Source organism: Streptomyces sp. NPDC005551 (assembly GCF_042871785.1).
Classification (GTDB): Bacteria; Actinomycetota; Actinomycetes; order Streptomycetales; family Streptomycetaceae; genus Streptomyces.
This window is the reverse complement of the sequence record NZ_JBIAJE010000002.1, coordinates 672,534-691,166: the sequence shown is the minus strand read 5'-3', so window position 1 is coordinate 691,166 and position 18,633 is coordinate 672,534. Positions and strand designations below refer to the sequence as shown.

Here is an 18,633-nt window from a genome sequence, read left to right as displayed (position 1 = left end):
GCGCCGGGGAGCGTGGCGTCCGCACTCCCCGGCGCTTCCCTGTCCGGCGGGGCCGGTCAGCGCAGGGACGAGCCGAACAGGGCCTTCGTGTACGGGGCCGAGATCGTCCTCGGGCCGAACGCGAGGGCGGACGTGGTGGTCAGGCCGGTCGTGGTGCCGCGCAGGATCCAGACGGCGCCGGCGGAGGCGTTCTCGGCCGTGGAGGACGCGGCGAGGTCGGCACGGCCGTTGCCGTCGACGTCCAGCAGCGCGGTGCTCACGCCGAACCGGTCGTCCGTCTCGGCGACTCCGGGCACACCTGCGGTGTCCTGGTGGAAGACCTGCGTGCCGGCGCCCGTGACGCCGGTCGGGCCGCCGTGGACCAGCGCGACCGAGCCGGCGTCGACGACACCGGCCACGTCCTCGCCCGCGATGCCGAGCGCGATGTCCGCGTAACCGTCACCCGTGACGTCGGCGACGGAGACGGAGGTGCCGAGTCCGTCTTCCTCCTCCTCGGCGCCGGGAAAGCCGGGCAGGTCCTGGTCGAAGGTCTGCACCCGCGTCTCGGACAGGCCGGAGGCCGAGCCGAACGCGACCTGCACCTTGTGGTTCCAGCCGCCGACGCCGACCACGACGTCGTCGTAGCCGTCGTGGTCGATGTCCCCGACGCCGGTGCCCACGCCTTCGCGGCTGGTGTCCTCCCCGGGGGACCGGCCCTTGACGAAGCCCGAAGTGCCGCCGTACAGCAGGCGGTTGCCCCACACGCCGTCACCCTCGTAGCGCCACTGCACGAGGTCGTCCCTGCCGTCGCCGTTGATGTCGCCCACCTGGCCGGAGGACACGGGGCCGGTGATCGACGAGGGGCCGTCCTCGCAGCCGGCGCCGGTGGCGCACGCGGCGTCGTCCTCCTCGTAGCCCCACCATCCGGCCTTGTCCAGGATGTTCACCACGGCGGCGGGCTTCCCGGCACGGGAGAGCGGCCCCTTCCACAGGGCGGCGGGCGCGCCCTGGGGGTCGTCGCCCCCGACGGACTGCGCGGCGAACAGGGCGAGGTCGGTGGTGCCGTCGCCGTCGAAGTCACCGGCCTGGGGCGCGGCTCCGTACCCGGCGAGGGCGGTGCCGCCGGTGAGGCCGGCGGCGGAGCCCCACAGGACGACCGAGCCCGCCGTGCCGCCGGATATCACGAGGTCGCCGAAGCCGTCCTTGTCCAGGTCGCCCTTGGTGAAGGCCGCACCGAACCGCTGGTTGGCGGTGGCGGCGCCGGGGACCCCGCTGGTGGAGCGGCTGACGATCTTCTTGTGCGCGGCGGACGCGCCGTCGGCGGAGCCGTACATGACGGCCACGTAGCCCGCCCTGGCCTGGCTCGACACCGTCGCGGCCGGGGCACCGACGACGAGGTCGGCGTAGCCGTCCCCGTTGAAGTCGTTCCGGGCGCCCGCCGATCCGGTGGCGGCCTGGGCGGAGGCACCGGTCAGGGCCCAGGTGCCGATCCCGCCGGCCAGCAGCGTGACGGCGGCCAGGGGCGCGGTCAGGCGTGCGGAGCGGGTCCTGCGTCGTGCTCGTGACATCGGGTGCCTTTCGTCGTTCCTGGGACGCGGTGGTCCGACGCGTCCAGGGAGTGCGACTCGGGCGGGGCGTCACTGGTTGTACGCCCTGAGGCCATTCCTCCGTCACCTGCCGGTGGCCGGGGGACACCTGAGCCGCCTGAACTCCCCTTGTCACTGAGGGAGTTCAGGCGGCTACGTCGGCTACCAGATCGCCTCGACCCATTCCGGGTGGTCGATGAACGGGTTGCGGTTGTGCTGGTAGGTGTCGTAGATGACCTGGTTGCGCTTCTCCTCGAAGGCGCTCGGCGGGTCCTCGTCGTTCCACTGCTTGAGCACGGCGAGCCTGCCGATGTAGGGGCTGCTGCCGTTGCTGACGCTCTCGTTGGGTTCGAGGTCGGCGAAGCCGTCGCCGCCGTCGTAGCGCACGGCCATGTAGAGGATCATGCGGGCCACGTCGCCCTTGTCCGCGTCGCGCGGCTCGAAGGAGTCGGAGTCGGTGAGGCTGCCGCCCCCGCCGCTGACCGTGCTGCCGCCGTTGTCGAAGTCCTTGTTGCCGCGGATGCTGTTGACCTGGACGTCCGCGGGGCGCAGGTGGTGCAGGTCCGTGCCGGGACCGGTCACCTCGCCGAAGTCGCCGTGGGACTTGGCCCATGTGTGCTCGCGGTTCCAGTCACCGAGGTCGCCGCCGTTGAGGGACTTGGCGCGCGAGACTCCGCTGTACAGCAGGATCACGTTGTTGCTGTTGCCCGGGTCCTGGTCGGTGACCTTGAGCGCGTTCCAGACCGCGGAGTACGAGATCTTGCTCTGGCTGCTGATGATGGTGTGCAGCGAGGACTTGAGGCTCGAACCGGTCTTGCCGACCGCGTTCTTGTAGTACGTGGTGTCGTACGCCGTCGTCGTGGCGCTCGCGGGGGAGGCGGTCACCGTCGGCACGGTGAGCGCCACGAGCACGGCGGAGGTGGACAGCGCCAGCGTCTTCCAGCGGCGAATGTGCGTGGCGGGCATGTGGGGACGTCCGATCTACGCGGGTTGATTGAGCGGGCAATCGGGAGCGTGACATGGACATGCGCTTCATGGGGTGAACGAGCTGTGTCCGTTGTGTGTCGGAACCGGGCAGGTCCCCTCCGGCCACCGCGCGACCGCCCGCTCTGCGCGGCTCGTACAACTTTTCGCACCCCTGCGTGGTCAAGGGGGGCGAGTGTGCAGGGGGCGCACTCGTATCGCCTCATGGGATGGGAAGCCTTCATGACTCACCGGATATCCGGGCGCGCCCGCGTGCTCGCGGCCGGCCTCGGCATCGGCGTGCTCGTACCGCTGGCCGCCGCCGCCACGCCGGCCGCCGCCGCGCCGGCGCAGGTCACCTGCACGTCGGACCGGGCCGGCCTGGCCGAGAAGCTCCAGCGCGACATCACGGCCGCGCTGGCCGGCCGCAAGGGCGCCATCGCCGTCGGGCTCCGCGACCGTACGACCGGCACCACCTGCACCCTGCGGAGCACGTCCGCCTTCGACTCCGCCAGCGTCGTCAAGGTGACCGTGCTCGCCACGCTGCTGTGGGACGCCAAGAAGCACAACCGCTACCTCACGGACCGCGAGGCCGACCTCGCCACGGCCATGATCACCCAGTCGGACAACGCGGCCACCAGCACCCTGTGGCGCCAGCTCGGCACGACGAAGATCAAGGGCTTCCTCACCGCCGCCGGCATGACCCAGACCAAGCCCGGCGCCGACGGCTACTGGGGCCTGACCCAGATCACCGTGCGCGACGAACAGAAGCTGCTCGCGCTGCTCACCGCCAAGAACTCCGTGCTGAGCGACAACTCCCGCGCCTACGTCCTGAAGCTGATGGGCAAGGTCGTCTCCTCGCAGCGCTGGGGCACCCCGGCAGGCGCCCCCTCCTCGGTGGCCGTGCACGTCAAGAACGGCTGGCTGTCGCGGTCCACGTACGGCTGGCGCGTCCACAGCGTCGGCACCTTCGACGGCGCGGGACACGACTACACGATCTCGGTCCTCACCCACGGAAACAGCACCATGGACTACGGCGTCGCCACCATCCAGGGCGTGGCCAGGGCCATCCACAAGGACCTGGTGCCGACCGCCGCCGCCGCGCAGCGCTACACGCCGACGGACACCCCGCGGGAGGCCTTCCCGGCGGTCCCGTCCGGCGGCTGACGCCCGCGCCTTCCCGCCGCCCGGCGGTGCGCGTGCCGCGCGCCGCCGGGACGGGAAATGTTGCGGAGGGATGAAATCCGCTCCGATCCGCGTTGGTGCCTTCCGGTGGAAGCGGATCTACGGAAGGCATCTGCGTGGCAGCGGAACAGGGCGGGGCGGGCGAGCCCGGCTGGGTGCGGCGACTGGCCGGGTACGCCTGGCGCTACCCCAAGGACGTCGTGCTCGCGCTCGGCTCCTCCCTCGGCGGCATGGCCGTCATGGCATTGGTACCGCTCGTCACCAAGGTGATCATCGACGACGTCGTGGGGGACCACACCAGGGACATGGCCCCCTGGGCGGGCGCCCTGATCGGTGCCGCCGTCCTCGTCTACGTGATGACGTACATCCGGCGCTACTACGGCGGCAGGCTCGCCCTGCACGTCCAGCACGACCTGCGCACCGACATGTACGGGACGATCACCCGGCTCGACGGCCGGCGTCAGGACGAGCTGTCCACCGGACAGGTCGTGGGACGCGCCACCAGCGACCTCCAGCTGATCCAGGGCCTGCTCTTCATGCTGCCCATGACCATCGGCAACATCCTGCTCTTCCTGATCTCGCTCGGGATCATGGCCGCGCTGTCCCTGCCGCTCACCGGCGTCGCGCTCGCCGTCGCCCCCGCCCTCTGGTTCGTCGCCAGGCGCAGCCGCACCAGGCTGCACCCCGCCACCTGGTACGCGCAGGCCCAGGCCGCCGCCGTCGCCGGGGTGGTCGACGGCGCCGTCAGCGGCGTCCGGGTGGTGAAGGGCTTCGGCCAGGAGGACCAGGAGACCGGGAAGCTGCGGGAGGTGGGGCGCAGGCTCTTCGCCGGCCGGATGCGCACCATCAGGCTCAACTCCCGGTACACCCCGGCGCTCCAGGCCGTGCCCGCCCTCGGCCAGGTCGCGATGCTCGCCCTCGGCGGTCTGCTCGCGGTGCGCGGACAGATCACCCTGGGCACCTTCGTCGCGTTCTCGTCCTACCTCGCCCAGCTCGTCGGCCCCGTACGGATGCTCGCCGTGGTCCTCACCGTCGGACAGCAGGCCCGCGCCGGCGCCGAGCGCGTCCTGGAGCTGATCGACACCGAGCCGTCCATCGAGGACGGCACGAAGACGCTGCCCGCCGACGCGCCCGCCACCGTCGAGTTCGACGACGTGTCCTTCGGCTACGAGGAGGGGCGCCCCGTCCTCGACGGCCTCTCCTTCGAGATCCGCGCCGGCGAGACCCTCGCCGTCGTCGGCTCCTCCGGGTCCGGCAAGTCCACGGTCTCGCTGCTGCTGCCGCGCTTCTACGACGTGACGCGCGGCGCCGTCCTCGTCGGCGGCCACGACGTCCGCGAGCTGACGCAGGAGTCGCTGCGCGCCGCGATCGGACTGGTCCCCGAGGACTCCTTCCTCTTCTCCGACACCGTCCGCGCCAACATCGCCTACGGCCGCCCCGACGCCACCCGGGAGGAGATCGAGGCCGCGGCCCGCGCCGCCCAGGCCGACCGCTTCATCGCCGAGCTGCCGGACGGGTACGACACCACCGTCGGCGAGCACGGACTGACCCTCTCCGGCGGCCAGCGCCAGCGGATGGCCCTCGCCCGCGCCCTCCTCACCGACCCGCGGCTGCTCGTCCTCGACGACGCCACCTCCGCCGTGGACGCCCGGGTCGAGCACGAGATCCACGAGGCCCTCGCGCACGTCATGCGGGGCCGCACCACCCTCCTCATCGCCCACCGCCGCTCCACCCTCAACCTCGCCGACCGCATCGCCGTGCTCGACGGCGGACGGCTCGCCGACCTCGGCACGCACGAGGAGCTCCAGAAGCGCTCGGCCCTGTACCGGCGGCTGCTCACCGACCCGGACGAACTCGGCGGTGTCTCACCCGGCCACGCCGGGCCCGCCGCCGTGCGGGAGGACACCTCCGTACGCGACGAGCTGGACGCGGAGTTCGACGCCGAACGGGGCGTCACCCCGCACCTGTGGACCGGCGACCGCGAGCCGAAGGACCACGCGATCGCCGGGATGCCCGCCACCCCCGGACTCCTGGCGCAGGTCGAGGCGCTGCCCCCGGCCACCGACACCCCCGGCATCGACGAGGCGCGCGCGGTCACGCCCGAGGAGTCGTACGGGCTGCGCCGGCTGCTGCGCGGCTTCGGGCTGCCCCTGCTGGTGAGCCTCGGCCTCGTCGCCGTCGACGCGGGCATGGGACTGCTGCTGCCGGTGCTGATCCGGCACGGCATCGACGAGGGAGTCTCGCGGCTCGCCCGCGGCGCCGTGTGGACGGCCGCCGCGCTCGCCCTGCTCACCGTGCTCGTCCAGTGGGCGGCGCAGATCGCCGAGACCCGGATGACCGGGCGCACGGGCGAGCGGGTCCTCTACTCGCTCCGGCTGAAGATCTTCGCGCAGCTCCAGCGGCTCGGGCTCGACTACTACGAGCGCGAGCTGACCGGCCGGATCATGACCCGGATGACGACGGACGTGGACGCGCTGTCCACCTTCCTGCAGACCGGCCTGGTCACCGCCTTCGTCTCCGTCGTCACCTTCTTCGGCATCATGGGCGCGCTGCTGGTGATCGACGTGCAGCTGGCCCTGGTGGTCTTCGCGACGCTGCCGCCGCTGGTCGTCGGCACCTTCTTCTTCCGCCGGGCGAGCGTGAGGGCGTACGAACTCGCCCGCGAGCGCGTCTCGGTGGTCAACGCCGACCTCCAGGAGTCCGTCTCCGGGCTGCGGATCCTCCAGGCCTTCCGGCGCGAGGAGAGCGGCCGGAAGCGGTTCGCGGACGGCAGCGACAGCTACCGGCAGGCGCGCATCCGCGGACAGCGGCTGATCTCCGTGTACTTCCCGTTCGTGCAGCTGCTGTCCTCGGTGGCCGCGGCGGCCGTCCTGATCGTGGGCGCCCGCCGCGTGGACGCGGGCACGCTGACGACCGGCGCCCTGGTCGCCTACCTGCTGTACATCGACCTGTTCTTCGCGCCCGTGCAGCAGCTCTCCCAGGTCTTCGACGGCTACCAGCAGGCGACCGTCTCGCTCGGCCGCATCCAGGAGCTGCTCCGCGAGCCGACCTCCACGAAGACCGCCGCCGAACCGCTAGAAGTCCCGTCCCTGCGCGGAGAGATCGCCTTCGAGGACGTCGACTTCGCCTACGGCGACGACGAGGAGGCCCTGACCGGCGTCACGCTGGCCATTCCCGCAGGCCAGACCGTCGCCTTCGTCGGCGAGACCGGCGCGGGCAAGTCGACCCTGGTGAAGCTGGTGGCCCGCTTCTACGACCCGACGGGCGGGCGCGTCACGGTGGACGGCACCGACCTGCGCGCCCTCGACCTCACCTCCTACCGCCACCGGCTGGGAGTCGTCCCGCAGGAGGCGTACCTCTTCCAGGGCACGGTCCGCGACGCCATCGCCTACGGCCGTCCCGGCGCCACCGACGCCGAGGTCGAGGCCGCGGCCCGCGCGGTCGGCGCGCACGACATGATCGCCACGCTCGACGGAGGCTATCTGCACGAGGTCGCCGAACGCGGCCGCAACCTGTCGGCGGGCCAGCGCCAGCTGATCGCGCTCGCCCGGGCCGAACTCGTCGACCCGGACGTCCTGCTCCTCGACGAGGCCACCGCCGCGCTGGACCTGGCCACCGAGGCCCTGGTCAACCAGGCGACCGACCGGATCGCGGGCCGTCGTACGACCCTGGTCGTGGCCCACCGGCTGACCACGGCCGCCCGCGCCGACCGGGTCGTGGTGATGGACCACGGGCAGGTCGCCGAGGACGGCACCCACGAGGAACTCCTGCGGCTGGACGGGCGGTACGCCGAGCTGTGGCGCACCTTCACCGGCACGCCGGAGTCCGGGGAGGCGGAGTCCGGGAAGCCGGTCCGCTCCACGGCCTGACCCGGCGGTACCGGGGCTCCCGGCCGCGCAACCATCCGACGTAGGTCCTGCGTCCGTACACCAGTACGCTGATGGCTGCGGGAGGGACGACAGTGGACAGTGGTGCGATACGCCGGCGGCTGGCGCTCGGCACGGCCGTGCTGACCGCGTCCGGGCTGCTCGCCCTCGCCGTCCCGGGCAGCGCGGAGGCCGCCTCCTACTGCTCCGGGCGCAAGGTCCGGACGCTGCCCTTCGCCACCGGCTCCGTGCAGGTCTACAAGCGGAGCGGCTACGTGTGCGCGGTGACGTTCCCCAAGAAGCGGGGCGCCGCCAAGTCGATGTCGGTGAGCGTGCAGGCGCGCGGCAGCCGGCCCGTCGCCGACCGGGGGCGCTACACGCACCACGCCGGTCCGGTGACCGTGCACGCCGGACGCCGCTGCGTGTGGGTCAAGGGCTCCGTCGGCACGGGCTCGGTGAGCTCGGGCTGGATCCTGTGCTGAACCGGCCCCGGACCCCCGCCCACGGGGGACCGCTCCGGCCCCGATGCGTGGGCCGATAGGGTCCGATCCGCGACAATTCCGGCAGGCCGCCCCAACATCCCCTGGTGCACCGGGTGTTGCTCCGCTAGGTTCCGGCGGACATCCGCGTATTTCCCAGGGGAGGGTGCATGCGCAAGGCGCTCAGATGGCTGCTGGCGCTCACGGTGCTGATCGGCACGTTGAGCACGGCCGGGGCGGCCACCGCCGCCCAGCCGGAGGCCACCGCCACCACCGGCACCACCGGTGAGGACATCAAGGACCAGCTGCTCGCGATACCCGGCATGAGCCTGGTCGAGGAGAAGCCGTACACCGGGTACCGCTTCTTCGTTCTCACGTACACCCAGCCCGTCGACCACCGGCACCCGTCCAGGGGCACGTTCCAGCAGCGCGTCACCGTGCTGCACAAGGACACCTCGCGTCCGACGGTCTTCTACACCGGCGGCTACAACGTCTCCACGAACCCGAGCCGCCGCGAGCCGACCCAGATCGTCGACGGCAACCAGGTCTCGATGGAGTACCGCTTCTTCACGCCGTCCCGTCCCGCCCCGGCCGACTGGAGCAAGCTGGACATCTGGCAGGCCGCCAGCGACCAGCACCGCATCTTCAAGGCCCTCAAGCCGCTCTACGGCAAGAAGTGGCTGTCCACGGGCGGCTCCAAGGGCGGCATGACCGCCACGTACTACGAGCGCTTCTACCCGCACGACATGGACGGCGTCGTCGCGTACGTCGCCCCGAACGACGTGGTCAACCACGAGGACTCCGCCTACGACCGCTTCTTCGAGAACGTCGGCACCAAGGAGTGCCGCGACCGCCTGAACGCGGTGCAGCGCGAGGCGCTCGTCCGCCGCGAGCCGCTGGAGAAGAAGTACGCGGACCTGGCGGCCGCCGAGGGCTACACCTTCACCACCATCGGCGGCCTGGACCGGGCGTACGAGGCGGTCGTCCTCGACTACGTCTGGGGCTTCTGGCAGTACAGCCTGCTGTCCGACTGCGACGACATCCCCGCGGACGCGGCGCACGCCACCGACGACGAGATCTGGACCTCCGTGGACACGATCTCCGGCTTCTCCGCCTACACGGACCAGGGCCTGACCACGTACACGCCGTACTACTACCAGGCCGGTACGCAGCTCGGAGCGCCCACGATCCACTTCCCGTACATCGAGAAGAAGTTCATCCGCTACGGGTACCAGCCCCCGCGCAACTTCGTGCCGCGCGACATCTCCATGAGGTTCCAGCCGTGGGCGATGCGCGACGTCGACACCTGGGTGCGGCACAACGCCCGCCACATGCTGTTCGTCTACGGCGAGAACGACCCGTGGGGTGCCGAGCGCTTCCGGCTCGGGGCGGGCGCGCGTGACGCGTACGTCATGACGGCCCCGGGGCTGAACCACGGTGCCAACGTGGCGGGTCTCGTCGCCGACGAGAAGGCGTTCGCCACCGCGCGCATCCTCAACTGGGCGGGAGTCGCCTCGGCGGCCGTCCGGGCGGACCCGTCGGAGGCGAAGCCGCTGGCGAGGTTCGACGCCAGGCTGGACAGGCGGGACGTCGAGCGCGAGCCCGCGCTGCGGCCGTAACACCCGCGCCGCGTCCGCCCGCCCACGCGACGGGCGGACGCGGCACCCCGGTCCGGCGCCCCGTCGGACCGGACCTGTGCCGGGCGGCGGTCGGGCAGTCCGGTGGGGGCCTCCTGGACGCGCCCCGCGCCATCGCCGCCGGGTTCGCCGCGAACGCCGTCACCCACAGCCGGGTGCCGGGGCGGGTTCCGGCTGGAGTTGCACGCGCGTCCGGGCCTGTTGCGAGGTGGTGCAAACAGAGGTCTTGTGGGCCGGGACTACGGCGCGGCCGGGGCGCTCGTCTCCCAGGCGGCCATCTGCTCGCGGAACTTGGGGCAACCGACGATGTCCGCCTCGCCGCACTGCAGGGCGTGGACCAGGAGCTGATGGGCGTGGCCGAGGTCGATCACGCGCTGCTCGACCTCGGCGATCTTCGCGCGGATCATGGCCTGCCTGCGCGGTTGGTCCCCCTGGAACTCGCCGATCTCCGCCAGGGTCAGCCCCGCCTGCTGGCACTTGCGCAGGACCACGATCCGCTGCGCGGCCTCCGGCGGGTAGCGCCGCTGCCCGCTCTTGCGCTCGGGCGTGGGCAGCAAACCGTGGCGTTCCCAGAACCGGATGGCCGACGCAGGCACCCCGGTGATCTCCGCGAGCTGTCCGATGGTCATGCGCACGCAGCCGTTCCTCTCGTTCCCGCCCGCTCCGGCCACCGGCCGCTTGACTTGAACCCAAGTTTAAGTTGAAGAGTGAGGTACGCGAGCACGGCGGCGATCGAGAGCCGTCGGCAGTGGACTTCGGAGGTGCCGGATGGCAACCACGCAGGTGGCGAACGAACGAGCGAACGAGCTGGTCGCAGCGGCGGAGGCGCTCTTCACGGCGGGGGTGATGTCCCATTCGGGGCACGCCAACCTCAGCGCTCGGCTCGACGCCGACAGCTTCCTGCTGACGCCGGGATTCGTCCGCGGGCTGCGCCCCGAGGACCTGGCGGCCGTCAGCCTCGACGGACGGGTCCTGGAAGGAGAGCTGCGGTCCGTCAGCGCCGAGATCATCTCCATGCACAGCGCCGTCTACCGTGCCCGCCCGCACGTGGGCGCCGTCATCCACACCCACTCGCCCTCCGCGACGGCCTTCGCCGTCGCCCACCGGCCGCTGCCGTGCCGGACCGAGCCGATGCTGCGCTTCGGGCAGCCCGAGGAGGTCCCGGTGGTGCCTTGGGGCCCGCGCGGGTCCGACGTGTCCGTGCGCGGCATCGTCGATGTCCTGGAACAGCGCCCCACGACCTCGGCGGCCCTGCTGGCCAACCACGGCCTCATCGTTTTCGGTCCGGACTCGGTGGGGACCGCCCACCTCGTGGTGGCCATCGAGGAGAGCGCCGAGGCGGAGATCGCGGCGGCGGCGATCGGCGGGGCCGTGGACTTCCCGGAGGGCGCCTTGGCCGCCGTACGCGCCTCGATCGCCCGGGTCGCGTCATGAGCGACCACGTGACGGCCGACGACATGACGGCCGACAACGCGATCGCCGGCGACGCGGCGGCCGACGGGACGACCGTCGACGACGCCCTCGCCCGGCGCGCCGAGGCGGTGCGCGCCCGATACCGTTCCACCCTCGGAGGCGTTCCGGACGGTGTGCGGGACCGGCTGCGCCTGGCGCGGGACTTCGACCGGCTGCCCACGGAGGAGGCACTCGCGGCGCTGCGGCACATCGTGCTGACCGAAAACCCGCTCGGCGCGCGCGTGCAGCAACTCGTCCACTTCGGCCAGCTCCTGTCCCTGGGCCGGGAACACCCCGCCCGCATCCATGCCCAGGGCGCCCTGCACGCCGGCGCCACCGTCGTCGACCTCATCGGAGTCGCCGAAACCGCACTCATCACCTCGGGTGTCCCGGCGTACGCCTTGGGTACGGAGATCGTCATCGACCTCCTGGCGACCACCGCCCCCTGACACCCCTCGTGCCGGCGCGGCCGGTCTCGCCGCCGAGGGGGGCAGCGTGATCAACGGGCATGCCCGGCTCTGGCCAAGGACCCGGCCGGGGTCTTGGCGGTCCGCCGGAGACTGAGCAGACGACACCAAGATCCCCGACAGAGCCAAGCTAGTACGACAGCCCGTACCCGACGGGGTACAGCACCTGCGCCGGGTCGTCCGCCCGCTGCACGGGGACCGGCAGCTTCCCGGTGGGGGACACCGCACCCGCGATCACCCGTGCCGCCGCGCGCAGTTCGACGTCCGTCCAGGAGTACGCGGCCAGACACGCGCCGACGTCCGGGAGCTGGGCCACGTCGTACGGGTTGCGGATGGCGACGGCGATCACCGGGACACCGGTCGCGGTCAGCTGCGCGACCAGCTTCTTCTGGGCGCTGGTCGCCGTCACGTTGTACGTGCCGACCACCACGGCGTCCTTGCCCTCGGCCGCCGCCACCGCCCGGTCGACGGTCGCCTGCGAGGGCGCCGTGCCGGTGGACAGCGCGGTCGCCGAGAAGCCGAGCCCGGTGAGCGCCGTGGCGAGCACGGTCGTCGGGGGCCCGTCGGAACCGGACGGCGAGGCCGGGTCGGCGCCCACGACGAGGACGTTCCCGTGGGTGCGCCGGGACAGCGGGAGCAGATCCTCCTTGTTCACCAGCAGGGTCGTCGTGCGGTTCGCGATACGGTCGGCCGCCCTGAGGTGGGCCGGGGTGCCGACCGTGCGCTCGACGGCGGAGTCGGGGACGTAGGCGTCCTTGAGGAGGCCGAGCCGGGCTTTCAGTCGCAGGATGCGCAGGATCGACTCGTCGAGCCGGGCCTCCGTCAGCTCGCCGCCCCGGACGGCCGCGAGCACCGCGTTCCACGCGACGTCCAGGGACGGCGGATTGAGCAGCTGGTCGACGCCCGCCTTCAGCGCGAGCACCGGGACCCGCTCGTCGCCGTACTTCGTGCGGACCCCCTCCATGCCCAGCGAGTCCGTCACCACCACGCCGTCGTAGCCGAGTTCGCCGCGCAGGATGCCGGTGAGGATCGGACGGGAGAGGGTGGCGGGGTCGCCGGCCGGGTCGAGCGCGGGGACCATGATGTGCGCGGTCATGATGGAGTCGATGCCGGCCCGGATCGCCGCCCGGAACGGCACGGCGTCCAGCTCGGACCACAGCTCGCGGCTGTGCCCGATGACCGGGAAGCCGGTGTGGCTGTCGACGGCGGTGTCCCCGTGCCCGGGGAAGTGCTTGGCGGTCGCCGCGACCCCGGCACTCTGATAGCCCCTCACCTGGGCGGCCACCAGCCCCGCGACCGCGTCCGGATCGGCGCCGAAGGACCGTACGCCGATGACCGGGTTGGCGGGGTTCACGTTCACGTCGGCGACCGGCGCGTAGTCCTGGCGGATGCCGAGCGCGCGGAGCTCCGCGCCCGCGATGCGGCCCGCCGTGCGGGCGTCCTCCCGCGACCCTCCGGCCCCGAGTGCCATCGCACCGGGGAAGAGCGTCGCGGGCTTGCCCACGCGTGCCACTATCCCGTGCTCCTGGTCCGTGGAGATGAGGACCGGCAGCCCGCGCGGCAGCCCGAGCGAGGCCTTCTGGATGCCGTCCGACAGGTCCGCGATCTGCTGCGGGCTGCGGGTGTTGTGCGCCCACGCGAAGTAGATGACGCCGCCGACGCGGTATCTGGCGACCAGTTCCGCGGCCGTCCTGACGCCGATCTCCTTGAGGTTGGCGTCGATGTCGGCCTGGTCGGGCGCGGTGGCCGAGTGACCGTACACCCGCATCACGAACAGCTGGCCGACCTTCTCCTCCAGGGTCATCCGGGAGATGAGGGTCCGCAGCTTCCTGTCGTCGTGCGGTGCGCCGGCGGCGGCGTACGCGCTGCCCCCGGCGGCGAGAGCGGCGGTGACGCCCGCCGTGGCGGTGAGAACGGAACGTCTGGACGGTTGTGCGGTGCTTCCCGTGCCGGAGTCGCGCACGTGCGCTCCTTCCATGATGAAGGAAACTTCCGAGGAGTCACGAATATCCGGGAAGTTTCTTCCAGTCAAGGGTGTGCACAGTAACCGGGAAGTGGCCGTCACCGGCGCGGTCGGAACGGGACGCGCCGGTGGCGACGTGCTGTCGGCCGCAGGCGGGGGCCGGTGGAAACCCGTTCCGTTCCGATCGTCCGGGCGGCTGGAGTGACGCCGCGGTCGTGGAGGAACGTGAGCTTTCCGCGTTCCGTCACGCCGACTCGTTCAGCAGGCGGGCGAGGTGGTCGCGGCCCGGGGTGAGCAGGGGCTCCAGCGGGGCCGCGGACTCGTACCACCGCTTCTCGTACTCCCAGCACAGCCAGCCGTCCCAGCCCTCGCGGGAGAGGAGCTCCACGCACTCGGTGAGCGGGAGGACGCCCGTGCCGAGGAGGAGCGGGGTCGTGTCGTCGGGGGACGCGATGTCCTTGACCTGGACGTAGCCCAGGTGCGGGGCGAGTGCGGCGTACGTGGCGGACGGCTGCTCGCCGCCCAGCCAGGTGTGCATGACGTCCCAGAGCGCGCCGACCTGGCGGTGGCCGACCGGGCCCAGGACGCGGATCGCGTCGGTGCCGGTGCGGTGGGAGTCGTGGGTCTCCAGCAGGATCCGTACGCCGACGTCGGCGGCGTACTCCGCCGCCGTGCCGAGGCGGCGGGCCGCCGTCGCGTCCGCCTCGTCCGGGCTCCGGTCCCGGCCGCCGCCGGGGAAGACCCGGACGAAGGGGGCGCCCAGGTCCCTCGCCAGCTCCAGGAGTTCCCGGATCTCGGCGAGGACGGGGGCGTCGTCGCCGGGGGCCGCGACCCGCGGGTATCCGGCGAGGCCGAGGATCTCGACACCGGAGCCCCTGAACTCGGCCGCGACGTCCGCCCGTTCGGCGAGGGTGAGGCCCGGGTGCACCGGCTCCTCGGGATGCACGCGCAGCTCCACGCCGTGGTAGCCGTGGGTCGCGGCGAGTCGTACGACGTCGGGGACGGGGAGTCCGGGGACGCCGAGGGTGGAGAAGGCCAGTTTCATGTGGTGCACCTCGCTACGGGACCCGGGGCCCGGCCCCGGAACAGCACGGCTTGAGGCGGACCCTACCCGGATGGTGCGGGCGTTGTGCGCCTTGGCCCGGTGGGTGGGTCGGGGCCGCGCCGGTGCATCCGCCCGCCGCATGCCGGGCGTGCACGCTGGTCACGGGGGTGAACCGGGGATGTCCGCCCGACCTGCAACGGGCATCTGATGTACCGGCACGGCCCCTCAGCCGGGAGGGCGGGTGCGGACCGTACGTATTGCGGTGCGGGCGGGTCGTACGTCGTGTCGCTCCCGGCTGGCTGCTGGGGAGGTCGGGGACCCCCTGGGAACCCCGTGCACCGGCGTCACACGGCACGCGGCGGTCCGGTCACGTGCGTGGCGCCGCCGTGGAGCCGCGCACCATCAGTTCGCCGCCGACCGTCGCGACACCCCCCGGCGGCGCCTCCTCCCGGCCCATCGCGATCCGCCCCGCCCGGGCCCCCGCCTCGGACAACGGCAACCGTACGGTGGTCAGCGCGGGCACCACGTCGATGCTGAAGGGCAGGTCGTCGAACCCGGCCACGGACACGTCCTGCGGAATCCGCAGCCCGGAGTCCCGCAGCGCCGCGCACGCCCCGAGCGCGACGGTGTCGTTGGCGGCGACGACCGCGGTCAACGACGGTTCGCGCCGCAGGAGTTCGAGGGTCGCCTCGTACCCGGCCCGCCGGTCGTACGGACCGTGCACGATCCGCCGCGGGTCGTCCTCGATCCCGTGCGCGGCAAGCGCGGCCTGGTGCCCCTCCAGCCGGTGCCGGGTCGTCGTCCGCTCCTCGGGACCCGCGATGTAGCCCATCCGCCGGTGCCCGAGCCCGATCAGGTGCTCGGTCAGCCGCTGCCCGCCCCCGCGGTTGTCGAAGGTGAGCGCGACCGCCCCGGTGTCCTCGGGAGCGGGCGGCCGTCCGCACAGGACGATCCGGGTTCCCGCCTCCGCCAGCCTGCGCAGCTTCGCGGCGACCGCGGCCCCGTGCGTCGCGTCCTCGACGGCCCCGCCGGTCAGCACCACCGCGGCGGCCCGCTGGCGCTGCAGGAGCGTGAGATAGGTCAGCTCCCGCTCCGGGGAGCCGCCCGTGTTGCAGACGACGGCGAGGCGCTCACCGCCCGCGCGCCCGCCCCCGAGCACCTGCGAGGAGTGCGCGGGCAGCCCGAGGGGTCCCCCGATCTCCGCCTGGACGGCGCTGGCCATGATCCCGAAGAAGGGGTCGGCGATGTCGTTCACGAGGATGCCGACCAGGTCGGACGTGGCGGCGGCCAGTGAACTCGCGGGCCCGTTCAGCACGTAGTCCAGCTCGTCCACGGCCCGCAGCACCCGCTCCCGCGTGGAGGCCGCCACCGGGTAGTTCCCGTTCAGCACACGCGACACCGTCGCGGGCGAGACCTGCGCGCGGGCCGCCACGTCCGCCAGGGTCACCGTCATCTCGTCGTTCCTCCGGTCGCGCGTCGCTCAGTCGGTCCGGGGCCGTGATCGGCCGTGCGATGCCCTGCCCCCGCCGCGTGACCGTACCTCTTGTCCGCCCCGTCGAACATCTCGCGGTCCCCGCGGTCTTGTCCGAACGGTTGCGCAGCGGTTAGCTTCTCACTCGTATAGAAAGCGCTTGCTGTCTCGCTCGCCTGCGAGCGTACGCGGCGCCGGACGCGTACGAAGGGAACGACGTGACACGCAAGACGGTGCGTATCGCCATGAACGGCGTGACGGGACGCATGGGTTACCGCCAGCACCTCGTCCGCTCGATCCTCGCCCTGCGCGAGCAGGGCGGTCTCGACCTCGGCGACGGCACCGTGCTGTGGCCCGAGCCGGTGCTCGTCGGGCGCCGCGAGCACGCCCTCGCGGCGCTCGCGGACCGGCACGGCCTGGAGCACTGGTCGACGGACCTGGACGCGGTGCTCGCCGACCCGGCCGTCGACATCTACTTCGACGCGCAGGTCACCTCCGCCCGGGAGGAGGCGATCAGGAAGGCGATCGCCGCCGGCAAGCACGTCTACACCGAGAAGCCGACCGCGACGGGCCTCGACGGCGCCCTGGAGCTGGCCCGGCTCGCCGACGCGGCGGGCATCAGGCACGGCGTCGTCCAGGACAAGCTGTTCCTGCCCGGACTGCTGAAGCTGAAGCGGCTCATCGACGGGGGCTTCTTCGGACGGATCCTGTCCGTCCGCGGCGAGTTCGGCTACTGGGTCTTCGAGGGCGACTGGCAGTCCGCGCAGCGGCCGTCCTGGAACTACCGCGCCGAGGACGGCGGCGGCATCGTCGTCGACATGTTCCCGCACTGGGAGTACGTGCTGCACGAGCTCTTCGGCCGGGTCACCTCCGTCCAGGCGCTCACCGCCACGCACGTCCCGCAGCGCTGGGACGAGCAGGGCAAGCCGTACGACGCCACCGCCGACGACGCCGCGTACGGCGTCTTCGAGCTGGCGGGCGGCGCCGTCGCCCAGATCAACTCCTCGTGGGCGGTGCGCGTGAACCGGGACGAGCTGGTCGAGTTCCAGGTCGACGGCACGGAAGGCTCGGCCGTCGCCGGGCTGCGCAACTGCCGTGTCCAGCACCGCAGTTCCACGCCCAAGCCGGTCTGGAACCCGGACATCCCCGCCACGTACTCCTTCCGCGACCAGTGGCAGGAGATCCCGGACAACGCCGAGTTCGACAACGGCTTCAAGGCCCAGTGGGAGCTCTTCCTGCGGCACGTCTACGCCGACGCGCCCTACCACTGGGACCTGCTGGCCGGCGCCCGCGGCGTCCAGCTCGCCGAACTGGGCCTGAGGTCCTCGGCCGAGGGCCGCCGTCTCGACGTACCGGAGATCTCGCTGTGACGATCCGACTGCCCGGTGCGGACGGGGAACTGCGCGCCTACACCCCGCGCTCCGAGCCGCTCGCCCTGTCCCCGGGCGCCCCCTTCACCTCCCGTACGGTCTTCTCGGCCGCGCACGTCGTGGCCGATCCGTACGCCGACACGACCCCCGACTCCCCGGCCGCCGTCGACTGGGACGCGACCCTCGCCTTCCGCCGCCACCTGTGGGCCCAGGGCCTCGGGGTCGCCGAGGCGATGGACACCGCGCAGCGCGGCATGGGCCTGGACTGGGCGGGCGCCGCCGAGCTGATCCGGCGCTCCGCCGCCGAGGCGCGGGCGGTCGGCGGGCGGATCGCGTGCGGGGTCGGCACCGACCAGCTCGTCTCCGGCTCGCTCGACGGCGTCCGGGCCGCCTACGAGGAACAGCTCGCGCTCGTGGAGGGGACGGGCGCGCAGGCGATCCTCATGGCGTCCCGGGCGCTGTGCGCGGCGGCGTCGGGCGCCGAGGACTACCTGGAGGTGTACGGGCATCTGCTGCGCCAGTCCGCCGAACCGGTGATCCTGCACTGGCTGGGCCCGATGTTCGACCCGGCGCTCGAGGGCTACTGGGGCTCGGCGGACCTGGACACGGCGACCGGCACCTTCCTCGAGGTCATCGCCGCGCACCCCGACAAGGTCGACGGGGTCAAGGTCTCCCTGCTGGACGCGCAGCGGGAGATCGACCTGCGCCGCAGGCTCCCGCACGGCGTGCGCTGCTACACCGGCGACGACTTCAACTACCCCGAGCTGATCGCGGGCGACGAGCGGGGCTTCAGCCATGCCCTGCTCGGCATCTTCGATCCGCTGGGCCCGCTCGCCGCCGAGGCGGTACGCGTCCTGGACACGGGGGACGCGAAGGGGTTCCGTGAACTCCTCGACCCGACGGTGGAGTTGTCGCGTCATCTCTTCCAGGCGCCGACCCGTTTCTACAAGACCGGGGTCGTCCTCCTGGCGTGGCTCGCGGGCCACCAGTCCCACTTCACGATGGTGGGCGGACTCCAGTCGGCCCGCTCACTCCCGCACCTCGCGCGCGCCTACGAACTCGCCGACGGACTCGGCCTGTTCCCGGACCCGGCGCTCGCGGAGTCCCGTATGAGTAACCTGCTCGCCGTGTACGGAGTCGCCCAGTGACCGCCCAGGACCTCTCCCGCCT

14 protein-coding genes are annotated in these 18,633 nt (G+C 72.4%); 8 read left to right on the top strand and 6 right to left on the bottom strand.

Annotation, left to right across the window (positions count from 1 at the left end):
* Window positions 1-56 precede the first annotated feature (56 nt).
* Both ACFYP4_RS07185 and ACFYP4_RS07180 read right to left on the bottom strand, forming a co-directional pair.
* Window positions 57-1,547 carry a hypothetical protein gene (locus ACFYP4_RS07185; RefSeq protein ID WP_388783518.1) on the bottom strand — a complete coding sequence of 497 codons (1,491 nt, stop codon included), beginning with the start codon at window positions 1,545-1,547 and terminating at the stop codon, window positions 57-59.
* 180 nt (window positions 1,548-1,727) lie between these two features.
* Window positions 1,728-2,531 (bottom strand): endonuclease, encoded by an 804-nt coding sequence (locus ACFYP4_RS07180; RefSeq protein ID WP_358849810.1) that lies wholly within the window; start codon window positions 2,529-2,531, stop codon window positions 1,728-1,730.
* Window positions 2,532-2,771: 240 nt separating this feature from the next.
* Here ACFYP4_RS07180 and ACFYP4_RS07175 point away from each other — a divergent pair, with 240 nt between their 5' ends.
* The 4 genes from ACFYP4_RS07175 (at window position 2,772) to ACFYP4_RS07160 (ending at window position 9,677) form a co-directional block, all read left to right on the top strand.
* A complete protein-coding gene (locus ACFYP4_RS07175) occupies window positions 2,772-3,695 on the top strand; it encodes a serine hydrolase (RefSeq protein ID WP_358849811.1) in 924 nt (307 codons plus the stop codon).
* Between the two features lie 134 nt (window positions 3,696-3,829).
* Window positions 3,830-7,582 carry an ABC transporter ATP-binding protein gene (locus tag ACFYP4_RS07170; protein ID WP_358849812.1) on the top strand — a complete coding sequence of 1,251 codons (3,753 nt, stop codon included), beginning with the start codon at window positions 3,830-3,832 and terminating at the stop codon, window positions 7,580-7,582.
* 92 nt (window positions 7,583-7,674) lie between these two features.
* A complete protein-coding gene (locus tag ACFYP4_RS07165; protein WP_358849813.1) occupies window positions 7,675-8,061 on the top strand; it encodes a hypothetical protein in 387 nt (128 codons plus the stop codon).
* A gap of 167 nt (window positions 8,062-8,228) precedes the next feature.
* Window positions 8,229-9,677: a S28 family serine protease gene (locus tag ACFYP4_RS07160; RefSeq protein ID WP_358849814.1), complete on the top strand. Its 1,449-nt coding sequence runs from the start codon at window positions 8,229-8,231 to the stop codon at window positions 9,675-9,677.
* 257 nt (window positions 9,678-9,934) lie between these two features.
* Here ACFYP4_RS07160 and ACFYP4_RS07155 read toward each other — a convergent pair whose 3' ends face one another.
* On the bottom strand, window positions 9,935-10,324 hold the full coding sequence (locus tag ACFYP4_RS07155; protein ID WP_358849945.1) for a MerR family transcriptional regulator: 390 nt from the start codon (window positions 10,322-10,324) through the stop codon (window positions 9,935-9,937).
* Window positions 10,325-10,463: 139 nt separating this feature from the next.
* On the opposite strand from ACFYP4_RS07155, the gene ACFYP4_RS07150 reads away from it, so the two are divergent.
* Entirely contained in the window at window positions 10,464-11,129 is a 666-nt protein-coding gene (locus ACFYP4_RS07150) for a class II aldolase/adducin family protein (protein WP_388783511.1), read from the top strand.
* Window positions 11,126-11,596, top strand: coding sequence for a carboxymuconolactone decarboxylase family protein (locus ACFYP4_RS07145; RefSeq protein WP_358849816.1), 471 nt, complete (start codon window positions 11,126-11,128; stop codon window positions 11,594-11,596). Before ACFYP4_RS07150 ends, ACFYP4_RS07145 begins: the two co-directional genes overlap by 4 nt.
* Window positions 11,597-11,744: 148 nt before the next feature.
* Here ACFYP4_RS07145 and ACFYP4_RS07140 read toward each other — a convergent pair whose 3' ends face one another.
* From ACFYP4_RS07140 to ACFYP4_RS07130, 3 genes are all read right to left on the bottom strand, one after another.
* A complete protein-coding gene (locus ACFYP4_RS07140; protein ID WP_358849817.1) occupies window positions 11,745-13,592 on the bottom strand; it encodes a glycoside hydrolase family 3 protein in 1,848 nt (615 codons plus the stop codon).
* A 229-nt stretch (window positions 13,593-13,821) separates the two neighbouring features.
* Entirely contained in the window at window positions 13,822-14,622 is an 801-nt protein-coding gene (locus ACFYP4_RS07135) for a sugar phosphate isomerase/epimerase family protein (RefSeq protein ID WP_358849818.1), read from the bottom strand.
* Between the two features lie 367 nt (window positions 14,623-14,989).
* Window positions 14,990-16,075, bottom strand: a complete 1,086-nt coding sequence (locus ACFYP4_RS07130; RefSeq protein ID WP_358849819.1) for a LacI family DNA-binding transcriptional regulator — start codon at window positions 16,073-16,075, stop codon at window positions 14,990-14,992.
* A gap of 236 nt (window positions 16,076-16,311) precedes the next feature.
* Between ACFYP4_RS07130 and ACFYP4_RS07125 the strand changes: the two genes are divergently transcribed.
* Window positions 16,312-17,463 carry a Gfo/Idh/MocA family oxidoreductase gene (locus tag ACFYP4_RS07125; RefSeq protein ID WP_358849820.1) on the top strand — a complete coding sequence of 384 codons (1,152 nt, stop codon included), beginning with the start codon at window positions 16,312-16,314 and terminating at the stop codon, window positions 17,461-17,463.
* Window positions 17,460-18,611: a dihydrodipicolinate synthase family protein gene (locus tag ACFYP4_RS07120; RefSeq protein WP_388783506.1), complete on the top strand. Its 1,152-nt coding sequence runs from the start codon at window positions 17,460-17,462 to the stop codon at window positions 18,609-18,611. Before ACFYP4_RS07125 ends, ACFYP4_RS07120 begins: the two co-directional genes overlap by 4 nt.
* The last annotated feature ends 22 nt before the right edge of the window (window positions 18,612-18,633 follow it).